Here is an 11,953-nt window from a genome sequence, read left to right as displayed (position 1 = left end):
GGCGGCGGGCGGGTGACCCCGCGCAGTCAGGACTGGCAGTGGTAGGAGGCCGGCGGCGGCGTGCCGGCGACCAGATACCGGACGACGGCGGTGTCCACGCACTGGTGGCCGTTGAACACCGCGGTGTGCTGGGTCCCGTCGTAGGTGATCAGCGGGCCGCCGAGCTGGCGGGCCAGGTTCACCCCGGCCTGGTACGGCGTGGCCGGGTCGTGCGTGGTGGAGACGACGACGACCTTGCCCGGCGCCATGGGCGGCGCGGCGTGCGGCGCCGACGTCGCCGGCACCGGCCACAGCGCGCACAAATCGCGCGGAGCATTTCCGGTGAACTGCCCGTAGCTCAGGAACGGCGCGGCCTGCCGGATCCGCTGATCGGCGCTCACCCAGCTGGCTTGATCCGTCGGGTTGGGCGCGTCGACGCAGCGGATCGCGTTGAACGCGTCCTGGTCGTTGGCATAGTGCCCGTTCTTGTCGCGCCCGTCGTAGTCGTCGGCGAGCAACAACAGGTCGCCGGCGTCGGTGCCGCGGGCCAGGCCGAGCAGCCCGCTAGTCAGGTATTTCCAGTGCGCCGGGGTGTAGAGCGCGTTGATGGTGCCGGTGGTCGCGTCGGCGTAGCTCAGGCCGCGCGGGTCCGCGGTTTTGCCGGACCTGGTGGCCAGCGGGTTGACCAGCGCGTGGTAGCGGTTGACGAATTGGCTCGGGTCGGTGCCCAGCGGACAGCCCGGTGAGCGCGCGCAGTCGGTGGCGTAGTCGTTGAAAGCCGTTTGGAATCCGGCCATTTGGTTGACGTTCTCGTCGATCGGCCCGACGGTCGGGTCGATGGCGCCGTCGAGCACCATCGCGCGCACGTGGTTGCTGAACTTCTCCAAATAGGCGGTGCCCAACTCGGTGCCGTAGCTGTAGCCCAGGTAGTTGATCTGGTCGTCGCCCAGCGTCTGGCGCACCAGGTCCATGTCGCGCGCGACCGAGGCGGTGCCGGTGTTGGCCAGAAACGCCGCGCCCATCCGGTTGACGCACTGCTGGGCCAGCTGCCGGTAGAGCTGCTCGATATGCGCGACCCCGCCGGGGCTGTAGTCGACCATCGGCTCGCGCCGGTAGGCGTCGAACTCGGCGTCGGTGCGGCAGCGCAGCGCGGGCGTCGAGTGGCCGACACCCCTGGGGTCGAAGCCGACCAGATCGAAGTTGCGCCTGATCGGAGAGTTCGCCAAATCCGGGGCCATCGCGGCCACCATGTCGACCGCCGAGCCGCCGGGACCGCCGGGGTTGACCAGCAGCGAGCCGACCCGCTGCCCCGACGCCGGGACCCGGATCACCGCCAGCTTGGCCTGCGCCCCCGCGGGATTGTTGTAGTCGATCGGCACCGACACGGTGGTGCACTGCGCGGTCGGGATTTCGCTTGTGTCACTGACGAATTGGCCACAGCTCCCCCACCCCTGCGGCACCGCGGCCGAGGGCGGGTTCGGGCCCGGCGTCTGCCCGGCACCGGGTTCGGGGGTGGCCGCGGCCACCGGCAGCGCGACGACGAAGGTGCCACCGAGCAGCAGCCCGAATGAAAACAGCGCCGAGCTCAAGGATCTCAGGCGCGACATGGCTGTCATCGTTGCAGCCGCGGGTACCCGTCACAGCGCGAAACGATTACGCCTTGGTCTCGGCTCTCAAGTGGCTCGCGCCCTCGCCGAGCGTGCACTCACGGCGCAGAATCGACGAAAACCTCGCCGTGAGTGCACGTTCGGCGGCAGCGTCGCCGGGTGGCTAGCACTTGGCGCCGCTCGGCGGGATGGAACCACCGACCAGATACGCCGTCACGTAGTTGTCGATGCAGCCGTCGCCCTGGAACACCACCGTGTGCTGGGTGCCGTCGTAGGTGAGCAGCGAGCTGCGCAGCTCGTTGGCGAGGTCGACGCCGGCCTTGTACGGGGTGGCCGGGTCATGGGTTGTCGACACCACCACCGTGGGCGCCAGGCCGGGCGCGGAAATGGTGTGCGGCTTGCTGGTCGGCGGCACCGGCCAGAACGCGCAGGTACCCAGCGGCGCGTTGCCGGTGAACTGCCCGTAGCTCATGAACGGGGCGACCTCACGGGAGCGGCGGTCTTCGTCAATCACCTTGGCGCGGTCGGTGATTGGCGGCTGGTCCACGCAGTTGACCGCCACCCGCGCGTCGGTGGCATTGCTGTAGTGGCCGTGCGAGTCGCGGCGCATGTACATGTCGGCCAGGGCGAGCAGGGTGTCGCCGTGGTGGTCGACGAGCTCGGCCAGCCCGTCGGTCAGGTGATGCCACAGGTTCGGCGAATACAGCGCCATGATCGTCCCGATGATCGCGTCGCTGTAGCTCAGGCCGCGCGGGTCGTTGGTCGGGACGGGGCGGCCCACCATCGGGTTGTTCGGATCGACCATCGGGTCGACCAGGCTGTGGTAGACGTCAACGGCTTTGGCCGGATCGGTGCCCAGCGGGCAGGTCGGCTGCTTGGCGCATTCGGCGGCGTAGTCGTTGAACGCGTCCTGGAATCCCTTGGCCTGGCGCAGGTCCGCCTCGATCTGGTCGGCGTTGGGGTCGACGGCACCGTCGAGGATCATCGCCCGCACGTTGTGCGGGAAGGCCTCGGCGTACGCCGAGCCGATCCGGGTGCCGTAGGAGTAGCCGAGATAGGTCAGCTTCTCGTCACCGAGCGCCGCGCGGATGGCATCGAGATCGCGTGCGACGTTGACGGTCCCGACGTTGGCCAGGAAACCCTTGCCCATCTTGTCGATGCAGCGGCCGACGAACTGCTTGGTCTCGTCTTCCATGTGGGCCACACCCGCCGGGCTGTAGTCGACGTTGGGCTCGGTGCGCAGCCGGTCGTTGTCGGCGTCGGAGTTGCACCAGACCGCCGGGCGCGACGCCCCCACCCCGCGGGGGTCGAAGCCGACCAGGTCGAAGCGTTCGCGAACCTTCTTGGGCAACGACTGCACGACACCCAGCGCCGCCTCGATACCGGACTCCCCCGGTCCGCCGGGGTTGATCACCAGCGAGCCGATCTTGTCCCCGGTCGCGGGGAAACGAATCATCGCCAGCGTCGCCACGTCGCCGTCGAGGTGGTCGTAGTCGACCGGCACGGCCAGTTTGCCGCACAGCGCGCCGGCCGGAAGTTTGACCTTCGGGTTCGCCGCCCGGCACGGCGTCCACTCCACGGCCTGACCCAGCTTCGGCCCGGACATGACGGCGCGTCCCACCACCACACGGACACAGCCGGCCAGCAGCAGCGCGACGGCAGCCATCGACGTCCAGATCAGCAGCGTGCGCGCGATCTTGGCGCGGCGAGACAGGCCCATGCCCACCTATGCTGCCAGAGGAAACCTGAGATCCGGATGAGCGGCACCGCCGCCGGAGCTACCGCGCGAGCGCAAGCAGCTCTTCGAGCCCCACCGCGAACTCGTCGGCAATCTCCCACAGGTCCGGCACCAGATCCGGACAGGCGACCAGCCCGACGTCGAGTTTGCCCTGCAGCGACATCGCGGTGATGTTGAGTCCCGAGCCGTGAAAAATCGGCCCCAACGGATACATCGATTTGACCTCGCAGCCCAGCAGGTACAGCGGAACCTGCGGCCCGGGCACGTTCGAGACGACCAAATTGTGCACCGGCATGCTGTCGGTGAACCGGGTTCTGGCATACAACCGCATCGCAATACCGAAAACCGCCGGCGCGGCGAATTGCGACCAATCCTGCAGCAGTGATGCGCCGATAGCTGAACTGTGTTCTTTGGCAATCGAATTCGCCTCGGCGATGGCTTTCAGGCGTTCCACGGGATCGTCGATCTGGGTATGCAAACAGGAAAACATCGCCGATACCTGATTGCGGCCGGGCCGGTCGGATTTGCCGTGCACCGAAACCGGGACCGAAGCCACCAGCGACGACTTCGGCAATTCGTTTCGGTCGGTCAGGTATTGGCGCAGCACACCGGAAACCAAGGCCATCACGACGTCGTTGACTTTGACGTCGAAATGGTTCTTCACCGTTTTGATGTCGCCGAGATCCAATTCGGCATAAGCGACGTTGCGGCGGTCGCTGATTCTGGCGTTGAAGACGGTCCGCGGCGCCGCGAAGGGACGGGCCATGGTCAGACCGTCGCGCGCCCGTCGCACGGTGGCGAGCACCGACGAGACGGTGTCGGGCACCACGTTGGCCAGGTGCAGCGGCCGGGTCGCGAAGCGGACCAGCCCGCCCGCCGCGATCTGCCAACCATGGGCTCCGCCGACGCCCTCGGCCGGCTCCGGCGGCGGGGCGTCGGGCTCGGTCGCGCACAACTGCGACATCAGGCTCGCGCCGGTCACCCCGTCGACTCCGGCGTGGTGCACCTTGGTCATCACCGCCAACCGCCCGTCCCGGTGGCAGTCCGTGCCGGCCACGCCCTCGATGACCCACATCTCCCACAGCGGCCGGCCACGATCCAACGGTGTCTCGGCGATGTGGCCGCAGATCTCGGAAAGCTCGGTCCGCCCGCCCGGTGCCGGCACCGCGATGCGGTGCAGGTGACGGATGATATCGAATTTCTCGTCGTCCACCCAGACCGGGTGGTCGAGGTTCAGCGGACTGTTGGCCAGCTTCTCGCGGAACGCCGGGATCGCCTTGATGCGCAGCGCCAGGGCGTCGCGCAGCCGGTCAAAGGCGTAACCGCCCGGCACCGTCGACGTGTCCAGTTCGATGATCGAGCACACATGCAGGGGCTGCGACGACGTCTCGAGATACAGGAAGCTGGCGTCCAGTCCACTCAGCCGCTGCATGCGCAGCATGGTATGTCTCACACTGCCGCGGCGGTGCAACTGCGCAAAAGAAATGGCAGAATCAAGTAGTCAAACGAACCCGGGGACCAGTCAGGATTGACCCTGCAGGCCACGAGGATCGAACCGACCACCACTAGGGACAATGATGTCTGAGCACAACGTTTACGGTGCCAACTCGCCTGCGCAGCCCGAAAAGCCGCGGCCCAAGATTCGCACCCATCACCTGCAGAAGATGAAGGCCGAGGGCCACAAGTGGGCCATGTTGACGGCCTACGACTATTCGACAGCCCGCGTTTTCGACGAGGCCGGCATCCCGGTCCTGCTGGTCGGCGACTCGGCGGCCAACGTGGTGTACGGCTACGACACCACCGTGCCCGTCTCGATCGACGAATTGATTCCGCTGGTGCGCGGCGTGGTGCGGGGTGCCCCGCACGCGCTGGTCGTCGCCGACCTGCCGTTTGGGAGCTACGAGGCCGGACCGGCCGCCGCGCTGGCCGCCGCCACCCGCTTCATGAAGGAGGGCGGCGCGCACGCGGTCAAGCTCGAGGGCGGCGAGCGGGTCGCCGAGCAGATCGCCTGCCTGACCGCCGCCGGCATCCCGGTGATGGCGCACATCGGGTTCACCCCGCAAAGCGTGAACGGCCTGGGCGGATTTCGGGTGCAGGGCCGCGGTGACGCGGCGGAGCAGACCGTGCACGACGCGATCGCCGTCGCCGAGGCCGGTGCGTTCGCCGTCGTGATGGAGATGGTGCCCGCCGAGCTGGCCACCCAGATCACCGGCAAGCTGACCATCCCCACGGTCGGGATCGGGGCCGGACCGAACTGCGACGGCCAGGTCCTGGTCTGGCAGGACATGGCCGGCATGAGCAGCGGCAAGGCCGCCCGCTTCGTCAAGCGGTTCGCCGACATCGGCGGGGAATTGCGCCGGGCCGCAACGCAATATGCGCAAGAGGTGGCCGGCGGGACCTTCCCCGCCGAAGAGCACTGCTTCTAGATTCACCCCGGCGAAGTCCTCACCGCACGCTGCACGCCTGGTCGGCGGCGTTACCGCTGTCACCGCCCAACCGCTGAAAAGCGTTGCGCTACAGCGCTGTACGATTGCCCGCAGAGACCAACCGAACTCTGACGAGCAGGGGTGGACCACATCAACCGGGGGAATCGCGGTGACTCCGTGCACCGTCGAGCGGTGTTGGCGTTGCCGCTGCTGGTGGCAGGAGGCATGGCTTTGGCCCAGACGCCACGCGCGTCCGCCCAACCGCCCCGCACCTCGCCGCAGGCGGCCCGGTGGTCACCCGAGCGCGCCAACCGCTGGTATCAGGCGCAGGGCTGGCCGGTCGGTGCCAACTACATCACCTCCAACGCCATCAACCAGCTGGAGATGTTCCAGCGCGAAACCTTCGACCCCCGGCGCATCGACACCGAACTGGGCTGGGCGCGAACCAACGGGTTCAACGCGATACGGGTGTTCCTGCACGATCAGCTATGGGCGCAGGATTACCGCGGGTTTCAGGGGCGCCTCGCCCAATTCGTCGACATCGCGGCACGGCACGGCATCAAGCCGCTGTTCGTCCTGTTCGATTCGTGCTGGGATCCCTTCCCCCAGGCGGGCCCGCAGCGCGCGCCCCGGCCGGGAATCCACAACTCCGGCTGGGTGCAGAGCCCGGGGGCGGCGCGCCTCGACGATCCCGGCTACCTGCACACCATGCGCGGCTATGTCACCGGGGTGCTGACGCAGTTCCGCAGCGACGACCGCGTCCTGGGTTGGGACCTGTGGAACGAGCCGGACAACCCGGCCGATGCCTACGCCAAGGTCGAGCGGAAAGACAAGGTGGATCTGGTCGCCCGGCTACTTCCGCAGGTGTTCGAGTGGGCGCGGCTGGTCGATCCCTGCCAGCCGTTGACCAGCGGCGTCTGGCACGGCGAGTGGGCCGACCCGGGTCGCCGCAGCGTCATCAGCGGCATCCAGCTCGACAACTCCGACGTCATCACCTTTCACTCCTACGCCGCGCCGGCGGAGTTCGAGAGCCGCATCGCCGAACTCGTACCGCAGGGCCGGCCCATCCTGTGCACCGAGTACATGGCCCGGCCGTTGGGCAGCACGGTCCAAGACATCCTGCCCATCGCCAAGCGCGCAGGCGTCGGCGCGTTCAACTGGGGACTGGTCGCCGGCAAGACGCAGACCTACTTCCCCTGGGATTCCTGGGACCAGCCGAACCCGGACCCGGCGATGCCGCAGGAGTGGTTTCACGACCTGCTCGGCCCGGACGGGCGGCCATTCCGCGACACCGAGATCCAGACGATCCTCGAGTGCGGCGACCTGGCGATGCACCTGCAGCCGCCGCCACCACCGCCGGCGGGCTGACGGCGCTCGGTCAGCGGCACCGATTCTGAAAGTCGGTCAACGGCTGGCGGATGCCCTCGAGGTCGGCGTGGGTCTGCGGGTTGGCGTCCATGTACTGCTTCAGCTGCGCCCGCATGTCGTCGCGCGGCTGCCCCTTCAAACTGGTGAAGTACGCGTTGACGTCCGGGTGGGCGAACAGATACCCCGACGTCGCCGCGGCGACGCCCGACGACACCTGGGCAAGGTCGGCCGCCGTGCAATTCGGTTGCGACGAGGGCGCCGGTTCGGGATCGTCCGCCGGCCAATCCGCGGCGGCCGAACCGGCCGTCGCGAAAAGCATCGCCACGCTCACCGCGCCGGCCGCTATTGCGCCGGACGCGACCCGGGCCGCCGGGCGAACAAAAGACACCATGGAAACGCTCCTTCGTCTTCGCGTCCGCAGGCGCGGCCGTTCGTACCGCAAACCATAAGGGGTTTTCTCGCCGCGCATGCGCGAATTCGGGCCGCATGGAAATGCGGATCCATTCCTCGATCTCGGCCCGCCCGCCGCGCTACGACGGCACAATGGTTCCAGGGTGGCTGGAAAGGAGACCGCAGATGAATCGGCGCCGCTGGTTTGCCGCGTTGCTGGCGTTCTCGGGCTTGGCCGGGATTCCCACCATTGTTGGTCCGGCCCATTCCGCCGATCGGGTGCAGGCGACGGTGTGCGTGGGCGCGGGCCGGCGCATTTCGGTGAGCGGGTGCACCAACATCGCCGACAACATTCAACGCTATGTCCCGCCGCCGGCGGTGTATGCGCCGCTGCCCGAAGACGACACGACGGCCCCTCCTCCGCCGCCGCCGTAAGCCGCGGCCGCCGCCGGCCGATCCGCGGCGGCCTCGTCTTTTCGGTATGGCAGGCTATGGGTGCCCTACGCGCCCGCCCCGCCTTCAGTGGAGCCGAAGATGCCTGCAAAAGCGCCGCAGACCTCGCGTCATCTCGAGGTCGAGCGCAAGTTCGACGTGGTCGAGTCCACCGTGTCGCCCTCGTTCGAAGGGATCGCCGCGGTGGCGCACGTCGAGAAGTCGCCGATGCAAACCCTCGATGCGACGTACTTCGACACGCCCCTACACGACTTGGCGCGCAACAAGATAACGCTGCGCCGCCGCACCGGCGGCACCGATGCCGGATGGCACCTGAAGCTGCCTTCCGGGCCCGACGCCCGCACCGAGGTGCGCACACCGCTGGACGCCTCCGGCGCAAACCACAGCGTGCCCGACGAGCTGACCGACGTGGTGTTGGCGATCGTCCGCGACCGGCCGCTGCAGCCGGTCGCGCGCATCACCACCCGCCGGGAGAGCCAGGTGCTGTACGACGCCGCGGGCACCGCGCTGGCCGAGTTCAGCAACGACCATGTCGTCGCGTGGTCGACGCGGGACTCCGACGACGCCGACGCACCGACCGAGCAGGAATGGCGCGAGTGGGAGCTGGAGCTGCTGGAGGCCGGCGGGCTGTCCAGCGGCACGGCCGGCGTCGAGTTGCTGAACCGGTTGAGCAATCGGCTGCTGGACGCCGGCGCCGCACCGGCGGGTCACGGCTCCAAGCTGGCGCGGGTGCTGGGCACCACGCCGGCGGCCGACGGCGCTGCGCCGCCGGAAGATCCGCTGCAGCGCGCGATCGCCGAGCAGGTGCGCGAGCTCCTGGTGTGGGACCGCGCGGTGCGCGCCGACGCCTACGACTCCATCCACCAGATGCGGGTGACGACCCGCAAGTTGCGCAGCCTGCTGCGGGACTACCAGGAGTCATTCGGGCTGCCCGACGACGGCTGGGTGCTCGACGAGTTGCGTGAGCTCGCCGGGATCCTGGGGGTGGCGCGCGACGCCGAGGTGCTCGCCGAGCGATACGAACGCGACTTGGACTCGCTCGCACCGGAATTGGTGCGCGGGCCGGTGCGCGAACGTCTGGTCGGGGGTGCGCAGCGGCGCTACCAGACCGGGCTGCGCCGGTCCCTGATCGCGATGCGCTCGCAGCGATACTTCCGCCTGCTCGACTCCCTCGACCTGATAGCGGCCGAGATCCCCGGCGCGGCCACCGCCGAGGCACCGGCGCCGGTGACCATCGACGCCGCCTACAAGAAGGTCCGCAAGGCCCAGAAGGCCGCCGCCCAGGTGGACCGCGAGCACCCGGACGACCAACACCAACGCGACGAGGCGATACATCGGATCCGCAAGCGCGCCAAGCGACTTCGCTACACCGCCTCGGCGACCGGCGCGGCCGGGGTGTCCGAACAGGCCAAGGCGGTCCAGTCGCTGCTGGGCGATCATCAAGACAGCGTCGTCAGCCGCGAGCACCTGCGTCAGGAAGCCGAAGCCGCGCACGCCGCCGGCGAGGACACCTTCACCTACGGCCTGTTGTACCAGCGGGAGGCCGACCTGGCCGATCGGTGCCGCGACAAGCTCGACGACACGCTGCGCAAACTCGCCAAAGCGGTGCGCAAAGCGGGGCATTAGCTGCCGAGCAGACGTAAAAGCACCCATCTTGACGCCAAAATGGGTGCTTTTACGTCTGGTCACCAATGGGCGGGCGGACGAGTTGGCCTGTAAGCCGGATTCTGTTCCGCGCGGCCGCGCATAGGCAACGGCGGCGCGGCGGCGACCATCCATCTGGACACACCGTCACCGGGTGCCTCGAGCGGCCTACCCGCAGGCTCGGGCGAGCAGCCCTCGAACGCCTGCGCGGCCACACCTTGGGTGCGGCCTTCTTGGCCTTGCTTCGGGTGGGGTTTGCCGAGCCACCCCGGTCACCCGGGATGCTGGTGCGCTCTTACCGCACCGTTTCACCCTTACCACCCGTGGGTGGCGGTCTGTTTTCTGTGGCACTTTCCCGCGAGTCACCTCGGATTGCCGTTAGCAATCACCCTGCTCTGTGAAGTCCGGACTTTCCTCGAACCGCCTTGCGACGGTCCGCGGCCGCCCGGCCAACTCGTCCGCGACGAACCACGGTACTACCTGCACCCATGCCGGGGCCAGCAACCACGGCTCGCGCGGCTCTATCGTGGACCTGATGGGCCGATGGAACAAGCGCGTGGACTCCGGCGATTGGCTTGGGATCGCTGCGGAGGTCGACGAGTACGGCGGGGCGCTGCTGCCGCGGCTGATCACGCCTACCGAAGCGGCCCGCCTGCGCGCGCTTTACGCCGACGACGGCCTGTTCCGGTCGACCATCGACATGGCGCCCAAACGCTATGGCGCCGGGCAGTACCGCTATTTTCATGCGCCCTACCCCGAACCCATCGAGGCGCTCAAGCAGGCCCTCTACCCCCGGCTGCTGCCGATCGCGCGCGAGTGGTGGGCCAAGCTCGGCCGGGACGCGCCGTGGCCGGACAGCCTCGACGATTGGCTGGCGGCCTGCCACGCCGCCGGCCAGCGCAGGTCCACCGCCCTGATGCTGAAATACGGTGCGGGTGACTGGAATGCGCTGCATCGAGACCTGTATGGTGACTTGGTTTTTCCGCTCCAGGTCGTCATCAACCTGAGCAACCCGGACACCGACTACACCGGCGGCGAATTCCTGCTCGTCGAGCAACGGCTGCGGGCCCAATCCCGTGGCATGGCAACACAATTGCCGCAGGGGCACGGGTATGTCTTCACCACCCGGGAACGGCCGGTGCCCTCGGCGCGGGGTTGGTCCGCGGCGCCGGTGCGCCACGGGGTCTCGGTGGTTCGCTCCGGTGAGCGCTATGCGATGGGACTGATCTTTCACGACGCGGCGTAACAGGCCTACCCGGTTCGTCGCAGGACCATCACGTTGTCGGCCATCGTTCCGAGTTCCCCGTTCGGGCCGACCATTTCGCGCTCGACGGCCTCGGTTCGCAGCCGCGTCCACCGCGGCGCGTTGAGATCCAGCGACCCGAGGACCTCCTCGATCCCGGCGAAGTGGTGATCGTGATGCTCCGCCCATGGCGGTGGCGCGCCGTGGTCGACGATCAACAGCACGCCACCGCGATTCACCCGCTCGGCGGCCCGCTGCAACACCCCGTCGCGTTCCAGCCGGGCCGGCGAGTGCAGATATTGGGCGGACACCAGGTCGAAGGTCCCGTCTGGGAAGCTCTCGTTGAGATCATGACGCTGAAAGTCGATGCGCGCGAGCAGATTCCGGGCCGACGCGGCCTCGGTCGCCCGGCGCAGCGCGGTGGCCGAGACGTCCACGGCCACCACCTGCCAGCCGCGCTCGGCCAGCCACAGGGCGTCGGCCCCTTCCCCGCAGCCCAGGTCGAGCGCCCGGCCCACCGGCAGGTCGGCGGTCACCTCGGCCAGGCGGGGATTGACCCGTCCGCTCCACACCCGCTCCGCCGAGCGGTAGCGCTCCTCCCAAAACTGCACAGCATCATCAGGTTTGCACGAATTCTCCATACCGCGAGCTTGCCTACCCCGTGCCTCATTTGCCAAGCTGAATTGCCATGCAGGCAAAAACCACCCCCGACATCGACCTCCTGGTGCGCCAGCGGCTCCGGGAACTGCGCGCGCAACGCGGCCTGACGCTGCAGGAGGTCGGCGAGCGGGCCGGGATCGACGTCTCGACGCTGAGCCGCCTCGAATCCGGGAAACGTCGGCTGGCTTTGGATCACCTGCCCCGGCTGGCCCGGGCCCTGTCGGTCAGCACCGACGAACTGTTGCAGGCGCCGCCGGCTCCCGACCCGCGGGTGCGCGGCGCCGCGCGCACTCACCACGGCGTCACCTATTGGCCGCTGACCCGGCAGGGCCCCGCCGGCGGCCTGCACGCGTTCAAGGTCCGGGTCAGCGCGCGGCGCCGCGCACCCGCGGGTCGGGAGCCGGCGGCGCCTGCAACAGTTCGTCGGTGCTGACCGACAGGGCCC

The 11,953-nt window shown here is 68.6% G+C and carries 10 protein-coding genes, 1 other RNA gene and 1 pseudogene; 6 read left to right on the top strand and 6 right to left on the bottom strand.

The window, feature by feature from the left end; translation table 11 throughout:
• Positions 1–26 precede the first annotated feature (26 nt).
• From A5646_RS03235 to A5646_RS03225, 3 genes are all read right to left on the bottom strand, one after another.
• The gene (locus tag A5646_RS03235) at positions 27–1,595 is read right to left on the bottom strand and encodes an alpha/beta hydrolase (RefSeq protein ID WP_156753060.1); all 1,569 of its coding nucleotides are present in this window, start codon (positions 1,593–1,595) and stop codon (positions 27–29) included.
• 154 nt (positions 1,596–1,749) lie between these two features.
• The gene (locus tag A5646_RS03230) at positions 1,750–3,312 is read right to left on the bottom strand and encodes an alpha/beta hydrolase (protein WP_156748841.1); all 1,563 of its coding nucleotides are present in this window, start codon (positions 3,310–3,312) and stop codon (positions 1,750–1,752) included.
• A gap of 52 nt (positions 3,313–3,364) precedes the next feature.
• Positions 3,365–4,756, bottom strand: coding sequence for a wax ester/triacylglycerol synthase family O-acyltransferase (locus tag A5646_RS03225; RefSeq protein WP_066881449.1), 1,392 nt, complete (start codon positions 4,754–4,756; stop codon positions 3,365–3,367).
• Positions 4,757–4,901: 145 nt separating this feature from the next.
• Between A5646_RS03225 and panB the strand changes: the two genes are divergently transcribed.
• Together panB and A5646_RS03215 are read left to right on the top strand one after the other, a co-directional pair.
• The gene (gene panB / locus A5646_RS03220) at positions 4,902–5,750 is read left to right on the top strand and encodes a 3-methyl-2-oxobutanoate hydroxymethyltransferase (RefSeq protein ID WP_066862859.1); all 849 of its coding nucleotides are present in this window, start codon (positions 4,902–4,904) and stop codon (positions 5,748–5,750) included.
• A 177-nt stretch (positions 5,751–5,927) separates the two neighbouring features.
• The gene (locus A5646_RS03215) at positions 5,928–7,118 is read left to right on the top strand and encodes a 1,4-beta-xylanase (protein WP_082984611.1); all 1,191 of its coding nucleotides are present in this window, start codon (positions 5,928–5,930) and stop codon (positions 7,116–7,118) included.
• Positions 7,119–7,128: 10 nt separating this feature from the next.
• Here A5646_RS03215 and A5646_RS03210 read toward each other — a convergent pair whose 3' ends face one another.
• Positions 7,129–7,509, bottom strand: a complete 381-nt coding sequence (locus A5646_RS03210; RefSeq protein WP_067019798.1) for a heme-binding protein — start codon at positions 7,507–7,509, stop codon at positions 7,129–7,131.
• A gap of 185 nt (positions 7,510–7,694) precedes the next feature.
• Here A5646_RS03210 and A5646_RS03205 point away from each other — a divergent pair, with 185 nt between their 5' ends.
• Positions 7,695–7,943, top strand: coding sequence for a hypothetical protein (locus tag A5646_RS03205; protein WP_066881426.1), 249 nt, complete (start codon positions 7,695–7,697; stop codon positions 7,941–7,943).
• Between the two features lie 99 nt (positions 7,944–8,042).
• Entirely contained in the window at positions 8,043–9,587 is a 1,545-nt protein-coding gene (locus A5646_RS03200) for a CYTH and CHAD domain-containing protein (RefSeq protein ID WP_066881427.1), read from the top strand.
• A 74-nt stretch (positions 9,588–9,661) separates the two neighbouring features.
• Here A5646_RS03200 and rnpB read toward each other — a convergent pair.
• Positions 9,662–10,062: RNase P RNA component class A (gene rnpB, locus A5646_RS03195), an RNA gene on the bottom strand.
• 78 nt (positions 10,063–10,140) lie between these two features.
• Here rnpB and A5646_RS03190 point away from each other — a divergent pair.
• Positions 10,141–10,851 carry a 2OG-Fe(II) oxygenase gene (locus A5646_RS03190; RefSeq protein ID WP_066862853.1) on the top strand — a complete coding sequence of 237 codons (711 nt, stop codon included), beginning with the start codon at positions 10,141–10,143 and terminating at the stop codon, positions 10,849–10,851.
• Positions 10,852–10,856: 5 nt separating this feature from the next.
• On the opposite strand, the gene A5646_RS03185 is transcribed toward A5646_RS03190, so the two are convergent.
• On the bottom strand, positions 10,857–11,489 hold the full coding sequence (locus tag A5646_RS03185; RefSeq protein WP_066881428.1) for a bifunctional 2-polyprenyl-6-hydroxyphenol methylase/3-demethylubiquinol 3-O-methyltransferase UbiG: 633 nt from the start codon (positions 11,487–11,489) through the stop codon (positions 10,857–10,859).
• A gap of 47 nt (positions 11,490–11,536) precedes the next feature.
• On the opposite strand from A5646_RS03185, the pseudogene A5646_RS03180 reads away from it, so the two are divergent.
• A pseudogene (locus A5646_RS03180) lies at positions 11,537–11,911 on the top strand (helix-turn-helix domain-containing protein); the annotation flags it as partial.
• Positions 11,912–11,953: the final 42 nt, after the last annotated feature.

The organism is Mycobacterium sp. 1245499.0 (assembly GCF_001673615.1).
GTDB lineage: Bacteria > Actinomycetota > Actinomycetes > Mycobacteriales > Mycobacteriaceae > Mycobacterium > Mycobacterium europaeum_A.
The sequence above is the reverse complement of the archived record's forward strand: the minus strand, read 5'-3'. Positions and strand labels throughout refer to the sequence as shown.